Annotated in this window: 15 protein-coding genes; 10 read left to right on the forward strand and 5 right to left on the reverse strand. The window is 70.2% G+C overall.

Annotation, left to right across the window (positions count from 1 at the left end):
• Window positions 1–32 precede the first annotated feature (32 nt).
• Window positions 33–1,508 (forward strand): glycoside hydrolase family 43 protein, encoded by a 1,476-nt coding sequence (locus tag ABIA35_RS04930; protein ID WP_370356946.1) that lies wholly within the window; start codon window positions 33–35, stop codon window positions 1,506–1,508.
• Window positions 1,509–1,513: 5 nt separating this feature from the next.
• Here ABIA35_RS04930 and ABIA35_RS04935 read toward each other — a convergent pair whose 3' ends face one another.
• Window positions 1,514–2,500, reverse strand: a complete 987-nt coding sequence (locus tag ABIA35_RS04935; RefSeq protein ID WP_370356948.1) for an acetylxylan esterase — start codon at window positions 2,498–2,500, stop codon at window positions 1,514–1,516.
• 78 nt (window positions 2,501–2,578) lie between these two features.
• Between ABIA35_RS04935 and ABIA35_RS04940 the strand changes: the two genes are divergently transcribed.
• Window positions 2,579–3,211, forward strand: a complete 633-nt coding sequence (locus ABIA35_RS04940; protein WP_370356949.1) for a maleylpyruvate isomerase N-terminal domain-containing protein — start codon at window positions 2,579–2,581, stop codon at window positions 3,209–3,211.
• A 97-nt stretch (window positions 3,212–3,308) separates the two neighbouring features.
• On the opposite strand, the gene ABIA35_RS04945 is transcribed toward ABIA35_RS04940, so the two are convergent.
• Window positions 3,309–3,878 (reverse strand): histidine phosphatase family protein, encoded by a 570-nt coding sequence (locus ABIA35_RS04945; RefSeq protein WP_370356951.1) that lies wholly within the window; start codon window positions 3,876–3,878, stop codon window positions 3,309–3,311.
• Between the two features lie 187 nt (window positions 3,879–4,065).
• Here ABIA35_RS04945 and yicI point away from each other — a divergent pair, with 187 nt between their 5' ends.
• From yicI to ABIA35_RS04965, 4 genes are read left to right on the forward strand one after another with little or no spacing between them, the layout of a single operon-like run.
• Window positions 4,066–6,393 (forward strand): alpha-xylosidase, encoded by a 2,328-nt coding sequence (gene yicI / locus ABIA35_RS04950; protein ID WP_370356953.1) that lies wholly within the window; start codon window positions 4,066–4,068, stop codon window positions 6,391–6,393.
• 50 nt (window positions 6,394–6,443) lie between these two features.
• On the forward strand, window positions 6,444–8,141 hold the full coding sequence (locus ABIA35_RS04955) for a hypothetical protein (protein WP_370356955.1): 1,698 nt from the start codon (window positions 6,444–6,446) through the stop codon (window positions 8,139–8,141).
• A 2-nt stretch (window positions 8,142–8,143) separates the two neighbouring features.
• Window positions 8,144–9,163 (forward strand): ABC transporter permease, encoded by a 1,020-nt coding sequence (locus tag ABIA35_RS04960; protein WP_370356957.1) that lies wholly within the window; start codon window positions 8,144–8,146, stop codon window positions 9,161–9,163.
• Window positions 9,160–10,107 carry a carbohydrate ABC transporter permease gene (locus ABIA35_RS04965; RefSeq protein ID WP_370356959.1) on the forward strand — a complete coding sequence of 316 codons (948 nt, stop codon included), beginning with the start codon at window positions 9,160–9,162 and terminating at the stop codon, window positions 10,105–10,107. Before ABIA35_RS04960 ends, ABIA35_RS04965 begins: the two co-directional genes overlap by 4 nt.
• Here ABIA35_RS04965 and ABIA35_RS04970 read toward each other — a convergent pair.
• Complete coding sequence (locus ABIA35_RS04970; RefSeq protein WP_370356961.1) at window positions 10,097–10,579, reverse strand: hypothetical protein; 483 nt, start codon at window positions 10,577–10,579, stop codon at window positions 10,097–10,099. The two genes, ABIA35_RS04965 and ABIA35_RS04970, sit on opposite strands and share 11 nt — an antisense overlap.
• Window positions 10,580–10,643: 64 nt before the next feature.
• Here ABIA35_RS04970 and ABIA35_RS04975 point away from each other — a divergent pair, with 64 nt between their 5' ends.
• Complete coding sequence (locus ABIA35_RS04975; protein WP_370356963.1) at window positions 10,644–11,087, forward strand: hypothetical protein; 444 nt, start codon at window positions 10,644–10,646, stop codon at window positions 11,085–11,087.
• 9 nt (window positions 11,088–11,096) lie between these two features.
• On the opposite strand, the gene ABIA35_RS04980 is transcribed toward ABIA35_RS04975, so the two are convergent.
• Complete coding sequence (locus ABIA35_RS04980; RefSeq protein ID WP_370356965.1) at window positions 11,097–13,448, reverse strand: glycoside hydrolase family 3 C-terminal domain-containing protein; 2,352 nt, start codon at window positions 13,446–13,448, stop codon at window positions 11,097–11,099.
• Between the two features lie 175 nt (window positions 13,449–13,623).
• On the opposite strand from ABIA35_RS04980, the gene ABIA35_RS04985 reads away from it, so the two are divergent.
• Entirely contained in the window at window positions 13,624–15,603 is a 1,980-nt protein-coding gene (locus ABIA35_RS04985) for a beta-galactosidase (protein ID WP_370356967.1), read from the forward strand.
• 50 nt (window positions 15,604–15,653) lie between these two features.
• Entirely contained in the window at window positions 15,654–16,673 is a 1,020-nt protein-coding gene (locus tag ABIA35_RS04990) for a LacI family DNA-binding transcriptional regulator (RefSeq protein ID WP_370357392.1), read from the forward strand.
• On the opposite strand, the gene ABIA35_RS04995 is transcribed toward ABIA35_RS04990, so the two are convergent.
• Complete coding sequence (locus ABIA35_RS04995; RefSeq protein ID WP_370356969.1) at window positions 16,674–17,045, reverse strand: winged helix-turn-helix transcriptional regulator; 372 nt, start codon at window positions 17,043–17,045, stop codon at window positions 16,674–16,676.
• Between the two features lie 96 nt (window positions 17,046–17,141).
• Here ABIA35_RS04995 and ABIA35_RS05000 point away from each other — a divergent pair, with 96 nt between their 5' ends.
• Window positions 17,142–17,981 carry an SDR family oxidoreductase gene (locus ABIA35_RS05000; RefSeq protein WP_370356971.1) on the forward strand — a complete coding sequence of 280 codons (840 nt, stop codon included), beginning with the start codon at window positions 17,142–17,144 and terminating at the stop codon, window positions 17,979–17,981.
• Window positions 17,982–18,277 lie beyond the last annotated feature (296 nt).

Here is an 18,277-nt window from a genome sequence, read left to right on the forward strand (position 1 = left end):
CGGCCGAGACCGTCGAGCCGATCGAGGACATCATGAGCGACATGATCACGAACCCCGTCCTGCCCGGATTCCACCCCGACCCGAGCATCTGCCGGGTGGGGGAGGACTACTACCTGGCGTGCTCCAGCTTCGAGTACTTCCCCGGCGTGCCGATCTTCCACAGCACCGATCTGCTGACCTGGACACAGATCGGCAACGTGCTGGACCGGCCGAGCCAGCTGCGGCTGGCCGGCGCCGCCTCGTCCGGCGGGATCTACGCCCCGACGCTGCGGTACCACGGCGGGCGCTTCCATCTGATCGTCACCAACGCGAGCTCCGGGCAGGGCAACCTGCTGGTCACCGCCACCGATCCGGCCGGTCCCTGGTCCGAGCCGGTGATGCTGCCCGGCGTGCCGGGGATCGATCCGGACCTGGCCTGGGACGAGGACGGCACGTGCTGGTGCACCGTGGCCGGCGTCTCCCAGATCCGCCTCGACACGACCACCGGCGAGACGCTCGGCGAACCGGTCCGCACCTGGTCCGGGACGCCCGGCGCCAAGGCGCCGGAAGCCCCGCACCTGTACCGGATCGGCGAGTACTGGTACCTGCTGATCGCCGAGGGCGGCACCGAGCGCGGGCACGGCGTCTCGATCGCCCGCGGGCCTTCGCCGACCGGGCCGTTCGAAGCCTGCCCCGCCAACCCGATCCTGACGCACCGCAGCACCGACGACCCGGTCCAGAACACCGGCCACGCCGATCTGGTGCAGGCTGCGGACGGGGCCTGGTGGATGGTGCTGCTCGGTGTCCGCCCCGGGGGCGGGACTCCCGGCTGGCACGTGCTGGGCCGTGAGACGTTCCTGGCGCCGGTCAGCTGGGTCGACGGCTGGCCGGTCGTCGGCGAGTTCACCAGCGGACCGGCGGTGGCGCCCGCGCCTGTCCGGGACGACTTCGACGACCGCGAGTTGGCACCGCAGTGGCTGTCCGTCCGGCAACGACTCGACGAGGACTGGACGACCGGCGAGCGGCCGGGCTGGCTGACCCTGCGCGCCCGAGGCGCCTCGCTCGACGAGCCCGACGTCGTGTTCCTCGGCCGACGCCAGCAGCATCCTTCCTGCCGGATCAGGACCCTGGCCGACGCCGGGGACGGCGATGGCGTCGGCGGCGTCGGCGGCCTGGCCGTCCGGCTCGACGAGCGCCACCACTACGAGATCGAGGCCTCGGCGGGCCAGGTCCGGGTGCTCGCCCGGATCGGGCCGCTGCGCACCGTCGTGGCGGCCGAGGCGGTTGCCGGGGGCCCGGTGGTGCTGGGCATCGACGCGGTCGCCCATACCGAGATCCAGGACCCGCGCACCGGGCCGGACACCATCGTGTTCGGCATCGAAGGCCCGGACGGGGACTTCACCGTGCTGGCCGAGTTGGAGGGCCGGTATCTGTCCACCGAGGTGGCCGGTGGTTTCACCGGCCGGGTCATCGGCGTCTATGCCGCGAGCGGGGTTGTCCGCTTCGACTACTTCGACTACTTCGACTAAACCGACTACTTCGACTGAACCGACGCCGCGAACTCCAAGGCGCGCGCCACCTGATGCGCCCCGCCGCCCTCATGACCGTTGTACGGGTAGACCTCGATCTCCTTCGGCCCCGCGTAGTGGTTGAAGGAGGCGAAGACGGTCGAGGGCGGGCAGATGTCGTCCATCAGCGCCACCGAATACAGCGCGGGGGCGGTGGCGCGCGCCGCGAAGTTCAGGCCGTCGGCGTAGGAGATGGTCTCGAAGACGCGCTCCACCTTGTCGCGGTGGACCTTGCAGAACTCCGCGATCTCCTTGTACGGGTAGCCGTCGGTGATCTCGGTGGCGTGCCGGATGTGCTGCATGAACGGCACGTCGGTCACCACGCCGGCCAGGTCGCCGGACAGGTCGGCCAGGCCCGCCAGACCGGCCACGGCCAGCGCGATACCCCCGCCCTGGCTGCCCCCGGCCACCAGCACGCGCGCCGGGTCCACCGACGGATGCGTCCGCGCGGCCTCCAGCGCGCGCACCGCGTCGGTGTACAGGCGCCGGTAGTAGTACGTGTCGCGGTCCAGCACCCCGCGCGTGGTGAAGCCCGGGTGCGAGTTGCCCGCCGGGCCCTCGTCCGGGGTGTCGCCGACCTGCCAGGCACTGCCCTGGCCGCGGGTGTCCATGGTCAGGTGCGCGTAGCCGGCGCTGGCCCACACCAGGCGCTCGTGGGGCAGGCCGCGGCCGCCGCCGTAGCCGACGTACTCCACGACCGTCGGCAGCGGCCCGGTGGCGTGCGCGGGGCGCAGCAGCCAGCCCTTGACCTGCTGCCCGCCGAAGCCGGCGAAGGTGACGTCCTCGACCTCGACCGTGCTCAGCCGGCTCGCGACGGGCTCGAAGCGCGCGTCGAGGGGGAAGGCGCGCGCCTCGGCGAGGGTCGCGGCCCAGAAGGTGTCGAAATCAGCGGGTTCGGCGCGCGCGGGGAGGTAGTCGCGGAGCTCGTTCAAGGTCATGTCGACGAATGCCATGAGGGAGCAAGATACTGTCGAACTTGTTCGCTGTCACCGTCGGCGGCCGTGCCGCTGTGATCGGGGGAGTTCCGGCTCATGATCCGAGAGAGTTACCTCGCGGTGGCCGGCGTGGCGGCGGAACTGCTGGCGCACCCGGCGGTGGCGGACTGCTGGGACAAGCCCAGCGCCCTGGCCGGCTACACCGTCAGCGGACTGGCGGGGCATCTGGCCGGGCAGGTCAATGTGGTGGCCAAGGCCCTGGACGGGCCGGTTCCCGACACCGAGCCGATCACCGCGCTGGAGCACCTGTCGCAGGCCCGGTGGCTCGACGCCGAGCAGGACGGCGAGGTCCACCGCGGGATCCGGGCCGGCGGCGTGCAGTACGCGCAGGTCGGCGCGCGCACGCTGGCGGAGCAGACTGCTGACGTGCTGGAGCGCCTGCGCCGCGAGCTCCCCGAGCAGCCGGCGCGTCGCGTCGTGCAGTTCCCGTGGGGGCCGCCGGCGCTGCTGCTGGACGATCTGCTGCTCAACCGGATGATGGAGCTCGTCGTGCACCTCGACGACCTCGCGGTCAGCGTCGAGGTGCCCACGCCCGAGGTGCCCGCCGCGGCCACCGACGCCGTGATCGGTCTGCTGGCCGCCGTCGCGGCGCGCCGGCACGGGCCGGTGTCGGTGATCCGGGCGCTGACGCGGGCCGAGCGTGCGCCGGGGTCGATCGCCGCGTTCTAGCCGATCGCCGGTTTCTGGCCGGTCTCCGCGTTCTAGCCGATCGCCGCGTTCTGGCCGATCTCACGGTCTGGCCGATCTCACGGTCTGCCGGCCGCCGCTAAGGCACGTTCCATCCGAGCACGACCGGCAGGCCGTGCTCATAGCCCAGCGTGTTGACGGTCCCGGGATGCGGGTGTCCGAACTGCCGCGCGGCCTGGGCGTCGAGCCCGAGCCAGCGTGCGGCCAGGATGCGGGACAGGTGGCCGTGTGCGACGACGGCCACGTCGCCGCCGTCCAGCAGCGGGCGGACCCGGCCCAGGAAGGCGTCGACCCGCTCGGCCACCTGCTTGAGGTCCTCGCCGCCGTCGACGCCGTCCCGCCACAGCTCCCAGCCGGGCTTGAGTTCCAGGATCTGCTCGGCGGTCAGCCCTTCGAAGCGGCCGTAGTCCCACTCGATCAGGTCGGCGTCGGGTTCGGCGCCGCTGAGCCCGGCCAACTCGGCAGTCTGCACGGCGCGCCGCAGAGGGCTGCTGTAGACGGCGGCGAACCGCCGTCCGGCCAGCCGGGGTGCCAGCGCACGCGCCGCGTCCTGCCCGGCTTCGGTCATCGGCAGATCGGTGCGGCCGGCGTGTTGGCCGGTCCGGCTCCACGCGGTCTCGCCGTGCCTGATCAGTATCAGCTCGCTCACGGGACGGGAGCGTATCCAGAAAGTTTCCGCCAGGTGTTGTTTCGCGCATCGGCGCGCCTCTACGATGACGAACCATTGAAGCGCTTCGACAACCTCGACAAGGTTCAACGAGGAGTCGATCGCTGCGTCGGCGCTCTAGATCGAAGCGCTTCGATCGCACGCACCTGAAGACCCGAGAGGGAGTTCTGTGAAGTTCACCGATGGCTACTGGCTGATGCGGCCCGGCGTCCAGGCGGTCTATCCCGCCCAGGTGCTGGACGGGCGGACCGGTCCGGACTCGTTGGTCGTCCACGCCCCCTGCTACCGCTTCCACGATCGCGACGACCTGCTGCGGGGCCCGGCGCTCACGGTGTCGTTCACCGCCCCGCTGCCGGACGTCATCCGGGTCGGCGTGACGCACTTCGCCGGGCAGGACCGCAAGCCGGACTTCCCGCTGGTGGAGGGCGAACCCGAGCCGCCGGTGATCACCGAGGACGACGAGGCGCTGACCTTCACCTCCGGCGCGCTCAGCGCCCGGATCGCCAAGGGGCCGCGCTGGAGCCTGGACTTCCTGGCCGGCGGCCGGCGGCTGACCGGCAGCGGGACCAAGGCGATGGCCGCGATCGACACCGCCGAGGGCGGCCACTTCGTCCGCGAACAACTGGACCTGGCAGTGGACGCCTTCGTCTACGGGCTCGGCGAGCGCTTCGGCCCGCTGGTGAAGAACGGCCAGTCCGTCGACAGCTGGAACGCCGACGGCGGCACGGCCAGCGAGCAGGCGTACAAGAACGTCCCGTTCTTCCTGACCAACGCCGGCTACGGCGTGTTCGTCAACCACCCCGGCCGCGTCTCCTTCGAGGTGGCCTCCGAGGCGGTGGCCCGGGCCCAGTTCAGCGTCGAGGGCCAGGAGCTGGAGTACTTCCTCATCTACGGCCCCACGCCCCGGGAGATCCTGGCCAAGTACACCGCGCTGACCGGCCGGCCGCCGCGGGTGCCGGCGTGGTCCTACGGGCTGTGGCTGTCGACGTCGTTCACCACGGATTACGACGAGGCGACCGTCGGCGGGTTCATCGACGAGATGGTGCGCCGCGACCTGCCGCTGTCGGTGTTCCACTTCGACTCGTTCTGGATGCGCGAGTTCAACTGGTGCGACTTCGAGTGGGATCCGCGCACCTTCCCCGACCCGCGCGGCATGCTGGAGCGCCTGAAGGCCCGCGGCCTGCGCATCTGCGTGTGGATCAACCCTTACATCGCGCAGCGCTCGCCGCTGTTCGCCGAGGCCAAGGCCGCCGGGTACCTGCTGCGGCGGGCCAACGGCGACGTCTGGCAGTGGGACCTGTGGCAGCCGGGCCTGGCGGTCGTGGACTTCACCAACCCCGAGGCCCGGGAGTGGTACGCGGGCAAGCTGGACGCGCTGGTGGAGATGGGAGTGGACTGCTTCAAGTCCGACTTCGGCGAGCGCATCCCGACCGACGTGGTCTACGCCGACGGCGCCGATCCCGAGCGCGTGCACAACCTCTACGCGTACTACTACAACCAGACCGTCTTCGACTTGCTGCGCAAGCGGCGCGGCGAGGGCGAGGCGCTGGTGTTCGCCCGCTCGGCCACCGCCGGCTCGCAGCAGTTCCCGGTGCACTGGGGCGGGGACTGCGAGTCCACCTTCGAGGCGATGGCCGAGAGCCTGCGCGGCGGGCTGTCGCTGGGTCTGTCCGGCTTCGGGTACTGGAGCCACGACATCGGCGGCTTCGAGGGGACGCCGGATCCGGCGGTGTTCAAGCGCTGGATCGCCTTCGGGCTGCTGTCCTCGCACAGCCGGCTGCACGGCCACGAGTCCTACCGCGTGCCCTGGCTGTTCGACGAGGAGGCGGTGGACGTGCTGCGGCACTTCACCAAGCTGAAGGCGCGGCTGATGCCCTACCTGCTCAAGACGGCCGAGCAGGCGGTCGGGGCCGGCGCTCCGGTGATGCGGGCGATGGTGCTGGAGTTCCCCGAGGACCCGGCGTGCACGCACCTGGAGCGGCAGTACATGCTCGGCGACGACCTGCTGGTCGCGCCGGTGTTCTCCGCCGAGGACGCCGTGCGGTACTACGTGCCGGAGGGCACGTGGACGCACCTGGTGACCGGCGAGAAGGTGGCCGGCCCGCGCTGGGTGGCCGAGCACCACGGCTTCGACAGCGTCCCGCTGCTGGCCCGGCCGGGCTCGGTGATCCCGATCGGCGCGGTCGAGGACGGGCCGGAGTACGACTACGCGGCCGGCGTCACCCTGCGGATCTCCGAGCTCGACGACGGCGCAGAGGTCACCACGGTGATCCCGGCCGCCGACGGCGCGGTGCTCGCCACGTTCACCACGAGCCGGTCCGGCCGCGAAATCCGGGTCACCTGCTCGAGCGCCGTGAAGGGCTGGATGGTTCAGCTCTCGGGGGTGGCCGGCGCGGCCGTCGAAGGCGGTTCGATAACAGCTGATCCACTGGGCGTCATCGCGCGGGCCGAAGGTGAGACCGTGGTGCTGACGCTGGATGTTACCGCTCACAACTAAAACCGCTCACAACAGGAAACACCGTCATATCCGTTTCGATGGAGGGTCCCATGGCAGGTTCCAATGGCGTCTCGCGCCGTCAGATGTTCAAGACCTCCGCGGCTTTCGGCGGGGCGATAGCCGCGGCTCCGCTGCTGTCCGCCTGCGGCTCCGGCAATGCCGCGGCCAAGGAAAGCGGCGTGGCGGCCAAGAGCGCGGTGCAGGCGGTGCTGCCGACGTTCAAGGCCAGCAGTGCGGTCACGCCCGACATCCCCCCGGTGGCCGGGGCGAACGGCGCGGCCAGCGACCCGGCGTTCCTGTCCTACCCGGCCAGCCCGCCCAGGTCGGTGACCGGCGCGGTCGGCAGCGGCGGCTCGTACTCGGCGGTCTCACCGATCTGGGGCTCGGTCCCGGCGCCGGGCAACAGCTACTACACGGCTGTGAACCAGGCCCTCGGCGCTACGCTGACCGACAGCCCTTCGGACGGCACCAACTACGCCACCATGCTGGCCACCCGCTTCGCCTCCGGGAACATCCCGGACTGGCTGGACGTGCCCGGCTGGAACGTCTCGGCGATCCAGAACTTCGCCGAGGGCGTCGACAAGTACTTCACGGACCTGACGCCCTACCTCGGCGGCGACAAGGTGCTGGACTACCCGAACCTGGCGGCCATCCCCACCGGCGGCTGGCAGGCCGGGGTGTGGAACGGCAAGCTGTACGGCATCCCGCTGTGGACCTCGGCGGCCGTCATCCCCGGCGCGGTGTTCTACCGCGCGGACATCCTCAAGGCCGCCGGCATCGACCCCTCGACCGTCACCTCGGCCGATACGCTCAAGGGGGTCGGCAAGCAGGTCAACAACCCTTCGAAGGGCCAGTACGCCTTCGACGACCTGACCAAGTACCTCTACCAGGTCTTCAACATCCCGCAGAACAACGGCAACACCGGCTGGACGCGTGACAGCACGGGCAAGCTCGTCAACGGCTATGAGGTGCCGGAGTTCCTGGAGATGTTGAACTTCGCCAACGACCTGGCCAAGAGCGGCCTGGTCCACCCCGACGCGCTGGCCGGGGACTCCTCCAAGGCCAAGAACCGCTTCTGGGCCGGTAAGACCGTGATCACCGCGGACGGTTCGGGCGCCTGGAACAAGGGCGACGCGCAAAGCGGGGCCGCGGCCAACGCGAGCTACGAGCGCCAGGCGTTCAAGCTGTTCGCCTTCGACGGCGGCAAGCCGTCGATAGCGCTCTACCCGGGCTCGGGCATGTTCTCCTACGTGAACAAGAAGCTGACCGGCGCTCAGGTCAAAGAGCTGCTGCGGATTGCGAACTACCTCGCCGCACCTTTCGGCAGCGCGGAGTACCTGATCTCCCGCTACGGCAAGGAAGGCGTCGACTACACCATGACCGACGGCGCCCCGATCCTCACCGACCAGGGCAACAAGGACGTCACCGACACCCTGGACCAGCTGGCGAACTGCCAGTCGATCACCTTCAACGCCGGCTACAACCAGATCACCAAGGACTACGCGGCCTGGCAGGCCGACATGGTGCAGCACGCGTTCAAGCCGACGTTCTACGCGATGAACATCAGCGAGCCGGCCCAGACCGCCAAGGCCAGCACGGCCCTGGAGGCGGTCATCACCGACGTGCGCATGGGCCGCAAGGGCGTGGCGGACTACCAGTCGGCGCTGACCACGTGGCAGAACGCCGGCGGCAACCAGCTGCGCGACTTCTACGAGGGCATCGCCAAGCAGTACGGCACAGGGAACTGACGATGAGCGCGTCGACAGCGCCGCCCCGTTCCCGCCCCGGCTCCCGCTTCCGCCCCGGTTCCCGTTCGCCTTCTCGTTCCCGGACGCGGCTGTCCTGGCGGATCCGGCTGCGCAGGGACAAGTCCCTGCTGCTGATGACGGTCCCCGCCCTGCTGATGCTCGTGCTGTTCAACTACCTGCCGATGGCCGGCATCATCGTGGCCTTCGAGCACTACGACATCTATCAGGGCCTGATCCACTCCGACTTCGTCGGCCTGGACGAGTTCCGCCAACTGGTCGCCAACCCCGATTTCTGGCACGCGTTCGAGAACACGCTGGTGATCAGCTTCGTCCAGCTGATCCTGTACTTCCCGATCCCGATCGCGCTGGCCCTGATGGTCAACACCGTCCTGAGCCCGAGGATCCGCGGCTTCATCCAGGCCGTGGTCTACCTGCCGCACTTCTTCTCCTACGTCCTGGTGATCACCATCTTCCAGGAGTTCCTCGGCGGCGCGGGCGTGCTGAACGTGTTCCTGAACAAGCACGGGATCTCCTCGTGGAACGTGATGACGGACCCGAACACGTTCAAGTACCTCGTCACGGCCCAGGCGGTGTGGAAGGAGGCGGGCTGGGGCCTGATCGTCTTCCTGGCCGCCCTGGCCGCGATCGACCAGTCGTTGTACGAGGCGGCGGCCGTCGACGGCGCCGGCCGCTGGCGCCGCATGCGGCACATCACGATGCCGGGCCTGCGCGGCATCGTGGTCCTGATGCTGGTGCTGCGCCTGGGCAACGCCCTGAGCGTGGGCTTCGAGCAGATGCTGATCCAGCGCCAGGCGGTCGGCGCGGGAGCGGCGGACGTGCTGGACACGTACTCCTACATCTACGGGATCGGCGGCGGCTTCGGCTCGGCCACCACCATGGGCGCCGACTACAGCTACGGCGCCGCGGCCGGCCTGTTCAAGGCGGTGCTGTCGCTGATCCTGATCCTGGGCGCCAACAGACTCGCGCACGCATTCGGTGAGGACGGGCTGTACAGAAAATGAGCACTCTGATCCAACCCCCGCGCGCCGTGACCACCGCGCCGCGCAAGCGCGCCAAGGGCCGCGAGGTCTGGGAGGAGACCCCGACCTGGTTCGGCCAGTTCGGCAAGGGCACGGTCCTGACCGTGGTGTGCGCCCTGGTCATCGTCCCGGTCTGGGCCGTGGTGCTGACCAGCCTGTCCACCAAGGGCTCGATCAACGGCGCCGGCGGCCTGGTCCTGATCCCGCACGGCCTGAGCCTGCAGAACTACCAGCTCATCTTCAGCGGCGGCACGGTGTCGCAGGCGCTGTACGTGAGCCTGTTCGTGACACTGATCGGCACCGCGCTGTCGATGTTCGTCAGCGTCCTGTGCGCCTACGGCCTGTCCCGCCCGAGGTCCTTCGGCCAGCGGCCGCTGCTGATGACGATGATCGTCACGATGTTCTTCAACGGCGGCCTGATCCCCACCTTCCTGGTGGTCAGCGACCTGAAGCTGTACGGCAGCCTGTGGGCGATGATCCTGCCCTCGATGGTGAGCGTCTTCAACATCCTCATCATCCGCTCCTTCTTCCAGAACACCGCCGCGGAGATGATCGAGGCCGCACGCCTGGACGGCGCCAACGAGTGGCGCCTGCTGTGGTCGGTGGTCATCCCGACGTCGCGCCCGGTCCTGGCGGTCATGACGATGTTCTACGCGGTCACCTACTGGGGCACGTTCTTCAACGCGCTCCTGTACGAACCCGACAGCCGCAAGTGGCCCCTGGCGATGGTGATCTACGAGTACACCTACTCCGGCAACCAGATGCCCGGCATGGGCACCACTGGCATCGGCGGGCTGCAGAACGCCTCACAGCTGGGCCTGCAGATGTGCGTGGTGTCGCTGTCACTGGTGCCGATCATCGTGCTCACGCCGTTCGTGCAGAAGCACTTCGCCAAGGGGATGCTGACGGGGGCGATCAAGGGCTGACGGGGGCCGTTTCCGTGGCCGTTTGAACCGGCAGGCCCCTGACGGTCACGACGGACACCGACGACGGTGAGCGCGTCACGCGCACAGTGAACGCATCGCGGTGGGGCTGGAGCACCACCGCGATGTCGCGCTTGTCCGAACCCTGCACGGCGGTGACGATGTCGGCGGCATCGCTCGGCTCGATGGCGACGTCGGCGCCGGAGTGGCAGCCGGAGGCGACGCGCAGAATGATCCACCCTTCACCAGTCTCCGCGGAGACTGTGATGTCATGGGCTGTGGCGTCCTCCATCACTGGCCCTGGGACGCTGCGGGCGATGGTCTTCCCGCAGACCGTGATGGACCCGCCGCCGCCCTTGGAGGAGGCGCAGGACACGCAGCAAGCCGCGATGGCGAGGGCGGCGAAGGCGCCGCGGAAAGGCTTCGTCACACCAGTACGGACGGCAAAGGCAGGGCTGCGGTTGCCTGCCCGCACATGAGTACGACCCTCCCGGCGGTCCGCTTCCGATGAATCACAGAGCCTTGATACGCTCTGGTGTGTGGATGGCATGGAATATCGACGCCCGCCGGTGACGGCCTCTTTCGAGGATCTCCGCCGGCGCCGCCTGCCTCAAGTGCTGTTCGTGCACCCGTTTCTGCCCGAGGGCGTGACCGTCTGCGACATCAGCGGATTCGCCGAGATGATCGAAGAGGCCCACCGTACCCCGTTCACCCTGCACATGGGCATGGGGCTCGACGAGGACGGCAACGAGCAGTGCATGGGGATCGGCAACAACGGCCTGTGGGAGTGGATGGTCTCTCGGCCGACCAAGCTGCGCAACGGCCGGCGCTACACGTCGATTCTGCAGGGCATTTCACAGATCTTGATCGCGCCGGAGCTGGACGGGCAGCGCATCTGCACGGTTGACCTGACGCCGTGCGGCGAGGAGCACTTGATCGCCAACCCAAGGCCGATTGTGTTCGCCATTCGCACCGGTGGTTGAAATCCGCGCCTACACCGTGAGCTCCTCCCGCACCCGGACATCCCGCGACGAGGATCCGACCAGCACCTCGTACCGTCCTTCGTCGAGGGCGAACTCCTGCGGCTTCTCGTCCCAGAACGCCAGCTCCGACATCGGCATCTCGAACGCGACTCGCTCCCGGCCGCCCGCCGCCAGCTGCACCTTCGCGAAGCTCGCGAGCTTGCGCAGCGGACGGCGCTCGCCGTCGAGTGAGCGCGTGTACAGCTGCACGACCTCCGCGCCGTCGCGGGCGCCGGCGTTGGCGACGTCCAGCGTGACGGTCAGCGCCTCCTCTGTGCGCGTGACCTCCAGGCCCGAGTACTCGAACGCCGTGTACGAGAGCCCGTGCCCGAACTCCCACAGGTGCTCGCGCCGCGAGTACTGGTACGTCCACTCCGACCCGATCACGTCGTAGTCGTACGCCTCCGGCAGCCCGTCGGCGCTCGCGTACCAGGTCTGCGGCAGCCGGCCGGACGGGTTGTGGCGGCCGGTCAGTACGTCCGCGACCGCCGTCCCCAACTCCTGCCCGGCGTGCGAGGTCCACAGCACCGTGGGGATCGCGGTGTCGATCGCGTAGGGGTAGCTGGAGACGATTACCAGCGTCGTGGCCGGATTCGCGGCGTGGACCGCCTCCATCAGGGCCTGCTGGTGCGGCGGCAGTGCCAGGCCGTCGCGGTCGACGGTCTCGCGGCCGTTGATGTGCGGATCGTTGCCGACCACCAGCACCACGCGCTCGGCGCTCGCCGCCGCCCGGACCGCCTCGTCGAGCCCTGAGGCGACCACCTCCAGGGCGAACACCTCCGAGGGCGCCTCCAGATCGGCGACCAAGCTGCGATCCGCGCCGACCCGCACATACCGGCCGGTCGCGTTCGAGCGAAGCGCGATGCCGCTACCCACAACCTCGAACTCGAACAGCTCCCGCACCACCCAGCCGTCCGGCGTCGCGGCGCTCGCCGTCACGACCGCATCCTCGCCCACACTCAAGTACAGACCGGAGGAGACGAGTTGGAGCGTGTGCACAGCGTTCGGGCACTGCACGCTCGTACCCCAGTCGACATGCTTGAACGGCCCGAACTCGGCCCCGCCGGCCGACCGCAGCATCACTGTGTCCGACCCGTCGACCGCGACCGTGGTGCCGAGTCCCTCAGCGATGGACACCCCATAAGGCAGCGTCCCGCTGTACCAGTCGGTCAGCACCCGCGACCCCAGGTGCCCGATGACCGCGACCGACTCGGCGGACGACAGGCCTGCCAGCGGCGGCGCCCCGCCCTCGTTCCGCAGCAGCACCACCGAAGCCCGCGCCGCCTCCAAGGCCAGCGCCGCGTGCTCGGTGCACGCGATCACGTCGGCCCGGATGCCCGCGTACGGATCCGTCTCCGGATCGAACTCGCCGGTCCGCTGCCGCATCAGCAGCACCCGCCCGACCGCCGCGTCGATGTCCGCCTCCGTGATCAGCCCCTGCGCCAGGGCCTCGGTGAACCGTTCGATCGTCGGCGCGCTGTCGGCGGAGTTGTCGGTGAAGCTGTCGATCCCGGCCAGCAGCGCGGCGGCGTGCGACTCGACGTGCGACGGGTAGAACTGTTCCCGCTCGACCAGGTTCGACGGCGCCTGCGCGTCCGAGCACACCGCCAGCTGCGGGTCCCACGCGCGCAGCGCGGAGCGGATCAGGGGATGGACGTGGTTCGGGATCCCGTTGACCAGGTTGTAGCCGGGCATCACGCCGGCGACCGCGCCGTCCTCGATCGGGCGGCGGAAGGCCGGCAGCTCGTACTCGTGCAGCACCCGCTCCGGGACGGTGGCGCTGGCGATGTCGCGGTCGGTCTCGGCGTTGTAGGCCAGGAAGTGCTTGAGCAGGGGAGCGGTGCGCCACACCCGCGGGTCCTCGCCGCGCAGGCCGCGGCAGTAGGCGATCGCCATCTCGCCCGTGGCGTACGGGTCCTCGCTGTAGCCCTCCTCGTTGCGGCCCCAGCGCGGGTCGCGCAGCAGGTTCACCACCGGGGCCCACACGTTCAGCGAGACCATGGGGAACTTCTCGGCGACGTCGTTCTTCTGCATCGCGTTCTCCGTGTCCTGGCGGAACGCGCGCACCTCGCGGGACACGGCCTGCCCGACCCGCCGCACCAGCTCCCGATCCCAGGTCGCCCCCAGGCCGACGGCCTGCGGGAACACCGTGGCGCGCCCGATCCAGCCGACGCCGTGCAGCGCTTCGCAGCCGGTCGTGAACGCCGCCAGGCCCAGGCGCGGGACGGCCGGCTGATGCTGGTGCAGCATCGCGATCTTCTCGTCGATGCTCAGCTCGGCCAGGAGGGCGGCGGGATCGCGGTAGCGGGGGGCCTGGGTCACGGATGCGTCCTTCTGGGCGACGGGAACGGTCGAAGCGCTTCGATGGTTTCGGTCGCGGGTGCCGATGTCAAGGAGTGGGTGATCTCGGTGTGAACCTTGTGCCCCTGTCTTCGGCTGCCGTACTGTCGGACATCGAAGCGCTTCGATTGGTCTTCGATCCCGGAGGGGCTCCTCGGTGCCACACCTGAACGACGCTACGCGCGGCCGGCTCCTGTACGGCGGCGACTACAACCCCGAGCAGTGGCCCGAGCAGGTGTGGGCCGAGGACATGGCCCTGATGCGCCAGGCCGGCGTGAACACCGTGACCGTCGGCGTCTTCTCCTGGGCCCGCTACGAGCCCCGCCCCGGCGAGCGCGACTTCGCCTGGCTGGACCGCGTCCTGGACCTGGTCCACGCCAACGGCGTCAGCGCGATCCTCGCCACCCCGACCGCCTCCCCGCCGCCCTGGCTCGGCCACCTGCACCGCGACACCCTGCCGGTGATGGCCGACGGCGTCGTGCACGGATACGGCTCCCGCAACCAGTACTGCCCCTCCTCGCCGGTCTACCGCGAGCGGGCCGACGCGATCGTCGAGGACCTGGCCGCCCGCTACTCCCACCACCCGGCCGTCGTGATGTGGCACGTCGGCAACGAGCCGGGCCCCTGGTGCTGGTGCCGCAACTGCGAGTTCGGCTTCCGCCGCTGGCTGCGCGAGCGCTACGGCGACGGCGAGGACGGCCTGGCCGCCCTGAACCAGGCCTGGGGCACCGCGTTCTGGAGCCAGCACTACGGCAGCTGGCCCGAGATCAAACCGCCGCGCGCCGCCCCCTACATGCTCAACCCCGCGCAGGTCCTGGACTACAGCCGCTTCCTGTCCGACGCCCTCGTCGCCTGCTTCGACGCCGAGGCCGCGATCCTGCGGCGGCACAACCCCGACCTGCCGATCACCACCAACCTGATCCCCGACTACCACACGATCGACCCGTGGGACCTGCGCGGACGCTTCGACTTCGCCTCCGTCGACAGCTACCCCGATCCCGCGCTCGGTCCGGCAGCCGGCGCGGACCATGCCTACGCCGCCGACCTGGCCCGCTCGCTGTCCGGCGGCCAACCCTGGGTGCTCATGGAACAGTCCGCCTCCGAGGTGAACTGGCGGCAGGTCAACAAGCACAAGAAGCCCGGCCAGATGCGGCTGCACTCCCTGCAGGCCATCGCGCGCGGCGCCGACGCCTCCCTGTTCTTCCAGTGGCGCCAAGCCGCCTCCGGCGCCGAACGGTTCCACGCCGGCATGCTGCCCAACGCCGGACCCGACACCCGCACCTTCCGCGAGGTCACCGAACACGGCCGCGAACTGGCCGAGGACACCGGACTCAGGGCCCTGGCCGGGACCGCCACGGCGGCGCGCGCCGCGATCGTCCTGGACTGGCCGAGCCGCTGGGCGCTGGGCTGGCGGGGCAAGCCGTCGGAGCGGGTCGACTACCAGCGGATCGTCAAGCAGTGGCACGCCGCGCTGTGGCGGCAGAACATCACCGCGGACTTCGTGCGTATCGGCGACGACCTGAGCGGCTACGCGCTCGTGCTCGCCCCGGCGCTGCACGTGCTGTCCACCGCCGGCGCCGAACACCTGGCGCGCTATGCCGCCGACGGCGGATGCCTGGTCGTCGGCCACCTGAGCGGCACCGTCGATGAGACCACGCGCCTGCATCCCGGCGGCTATCAGGCCGCGGCGTTGCGCGAGGCGCTGGGGGTGTTCGTCGAGGAGTTCCATCCGTTGGACGAGGGCGAGACAGAGCCCTGCCGGTCCGCGGAGCTTGGCGCGTTCGACGCCGTGGACTGGACCGAGCTGGTGCATCCGCGCGGCGCGCAGGTCGTCGCCGATCTGGCCGACGACGGCCGGGCCGCGGTGACCCGGAACGAGCACGGCTCCGGCACCGCTTGGTACGTCGCCGTCCAGCCGACCGACGACGGCCTGGACCGGATCCTGGCCGCGGCGGCGCGCGCGGCCGGGGTCGAACCGGCGCTCGCCGGGCTGCCGCCGGGCGTCGAGGCGGTGCGCCGCGGCGGCACGCTGGTGCTGCTTAACCACAACGCGGCGGCCGTGAAGATCGACCCGGGTCCGGACGCCGCCGGATGCGAACTGCCCGGGTTCGGCGTCCTGCTCCGCGACAGCCGGTGAGACAGTCCACAATGACAGGCATGACCGATCCGAAGGGCCAGGGAACCAGAATGGCGACACTCGCCGAAGTGGCGAAGCACGCGGGGGTCTCGCCGAGCACGGTGTCCTACGTCCTGAGCGGCAAGCGCTCGATCTCGGACTCGACCCGGCTGCGGGTGCAGGCCGCGATCGACGCGCTGGGCTACCACCCCAACGCCGGCGCGCGGGCGCTGGCCAGCAGCAAGTCGCACATCGTGGCGCTGGTCGTGCCGCTGCGCACCGACCTGTACGTGCCGGTGATGATGCAGATCGCGATCGCGGTCACCACCACCGCCCGCCAGTACGGGCACGACGTCCTGCTGATCACCAACGACGAGGGCCCCGACGGCGTGCGCCGGGTGGCCGGCAGCGGCCTGGCCGACGGCGTGATCCTGATGGACGTCGAGCTGGAGGACGAGCGGGTGGAGGTCCTGCGCCGCCAGGGCACCCGCGCCTCACTGATCGGCCTGCCCGCCGACCCCGCCGGCCTGTCCTGCGTGGACCTGGACTTCGCCGCCGCCGGCGCCACCGCCGCCGACCACCTGGCGGACCTGGGCCACCGCGAGATCGCCTTCATCGGCCAGAGCGAGGCCGTCTACCGTCGCCACACCGGCTTCGCCGAGCGCACACTGGCCGGGTTCCAGGAGCGCTCCGCGACGCGCGGCCTTCGTACGGTCCACCGGCCCTGCGACGCCTCGTTCGAAGGCGCCGCCGGCGTCCTGGCGCGCATCTTCGAGGACCGCCCGGACACCACCGGTCTGGTGGTCCAGAACGAGGCGATGATCGGCCCGCTGCTGGGCCTGCTGCGCTCCTCGGGGCGCACGGTCCCGGAGGAGGTGTCGATAGTGGCGATCGGCCCGGACGAGCCGGTGGCGGTGCAGACCTCGCCGCGCCTGACGACGATCCCGGTTCCCGCGCAGGAACTCGGCCGGCAGGCGGTGGAGATGCTGCTGGGTCCCGACGCCGGCAAGTCCGGGGTGACGCTGCTGCCGCCGACCCTGTCGGTGCGGGAGAGCACGGCGCCGGCGCCGGCGCCGAGGAAAAGCCGCTAGCTACTCCTCGCCGGGCGCCGAGAGCCGCCGGGTGATCCGGCCGAAGAGCTCTTCCAACGGCTCGCCGAGTTCCTTGCCGAACTCGGTGAGGCCGTAGGTGACCTGGGGCGGCGTCGTCGGCTCGACGCGCCGCCAGACCAGGCCGTCCTGGACCAGTGCGCGCAGGGACTGGGAGAGCATTTTCTCGCTGACGCCCTGGATGCTTTCGCGGAGTTCGAAGAAGCGCAGGTCGCCGCGCTGCAGGCAGATCAGGACCCAGATGCCCCAGCGGCTGGTGACGTGATCGACCACGTCGCGCGCGGGGCAGTCGGTGTGAAACACATCATAGCGTGCCCTGACATCGGGTGGGGTGAGCTGTGCGCCTCCGGCCATGGCAGGAGCTTACCTTCAGGTACGTCCTTACCAAAAGTTAGCCCGGCTCCTAGCGTTGCGGTCACAGGGAAACCCCCAGCACGAAGGAGCAGTTCCATGATCGTGGTGACCGGTGCCACCGGAAACATTGGCCGTCCGCTGACCCAGGCGCTCGCCGACGCGGGCCAGGAGGTGACCGCGGTGTCGCGGCACGCCGCGCCGGTGCCGGCGGGCGTCCGCCACACCGTTGCCGACCTGGCCGACCCCGCCAGCCTGAAGCCGGCCCTGACCGGGGCCAAGGCGCTGTTCCTGCTGCTGTCCGGCGACCTGCACGCACTCGGCGCCAACCCGGCGGACATCGTCACGACGGCCGCGCAGGCCGGCGTCCGGCGCCTGGTCCTGCTGTCGACGCAGGGTGTTGCGACCCGGCCGTTCGGCGCCACGCGGATCGAAATGCTGGAGTTGGAGGACGTCGTTCGGAAATCCGGTCTGGACTGGACGATCCTGCGCCCGGGCGGCTTCGCCTCCAACGCCCTGTGGTGGGCCGAGTCGGTCCGCACGCAGCGGCTCGTGGCGGCGCCGTTCGGCGACACCGGCGTGCCGATCATCGACCCGGCGGACATCGCCGAGGTCGCGGCGGCGAGTCTGCTGGACGACCGGCACGCCGGCGGCGTGTACACGCTGACCGGCCCGGAGGTCATCACGCCGCGCCAGCAGACCGAGGCCATCGCCGCCGCGCTGGGCACGCCGGTGCGCTTCCACGAGCTGACCCGCGCCGAAGCCAAGGCCTATATGACGCAGAGCATGCCGGGCGAGCTCGCCGACGACACGCTGGACATCATCAGCGCGCCGAAGGAGGAGGAGCTGCAGATCAGCCCGGATGTCGAGCGGGTGCTGGGGCGCGCGCCGCGGTCGTTCGGGGAGTGGGCGGTGCGGAACGTGGAGGCGTTTCGGTAAGTAGGGATAACAGGCCCCTGGAGCGGCAACCAACCGCGACAGCCGACCGGCCTGTCAGCGGAGCGCCATACAGTGCGGCGAGTGAATCTACCTGCTGATCTCGCCACGCTGCTCGGCGCGACGGACGAGCGTGTCGTACCGGTTGACCTGCCGCCAGGCCGGTTGGTGGTCTCCGAGGGGGGAGGTGGTCGCCCGGTCATGTGGATGAGCGACCGGCCCGCCGAACCCGGTGTCTGGGCACAGCTGTGTGCGGCCTCCGAAGCGCTCGGTCTGTGGCCGCTGCTCCTGAAAGCCCT

It is taken from the genome of Catenulispora sp. MAP12-49, assembly GCF_041262705.1.
GTDB lineage: Bacteria > Actinomycetota > Actinomycetes > Streptomycetales > Catenulisporaceae > Catenulispora.

Bases quoted from the DNA above. Each gene is read 5' to 3' on its own strand.
- ABIA35_RS04930 (WP_370356946.1), top strand. From the start codon at position 33: ATGAGCGACATGATCACGAACCCCGTCCTGCCCGGATTCCACCCCGAC.
- ABIA35_RS04935 (WP_370356948.1), bottom strand. From the start codon at position 2,500: ATGGCATTCGTCGACATGACCTTGAACGAGCTCCGCGACTACCTCCCC.
- ABIA35_RS04940 (WP_370356949.1), top strand. From the start codon at position 2,579: ATGATCCGAGAGAGTTACCTCGCGGTGGCCGGCGTGGCGGCGGAACTG.
- ABIA35_RS04955 (WP_370356955.1), top strand. From the start codon at position 6,444: ATGGCAGGTTCCAATGGCGTCTCGCGCCGTCAGATGTTCAAGACCTCC.
- ABIA35_RS04960 (WP_370356957.1), top strand. From the start codon at position 8,144: ATGAGCGCGTCGACAGCGCCGCCCCGTTCCCGCCCCGGCTCCCGCTTC.
- ABIA35_RS04965 (WP_370356959.1), top strand. From the start codon at position 9,160: ATGAGCACTCTGATCCAACCCCCGCGCGCCGTGACCACCGCGCCGCGC.
- ABIA35_RS04990 (WP_370357392.1), top strand. From the start codon at position 15,654: ATGGCGACACTCGCCGAAGTGGCGAAGCACGCGGGGGTCTCGCCGAGC.
- ABIA35_RS04995 (WP_370356969.1), bottom strand. From the start codon at position 17,045: ATGGCCGGAGGCGCACAGCTCACCCCACCCGATGTCAGGGCACGCTAT.
- ABIA35_RS05000 (WP_370356971.1), top strand. From the start codon at position 17,142: ATGATCGTGGTGACCGGTGCCACCGGAAACATTGGCCGTCCGCTGACC.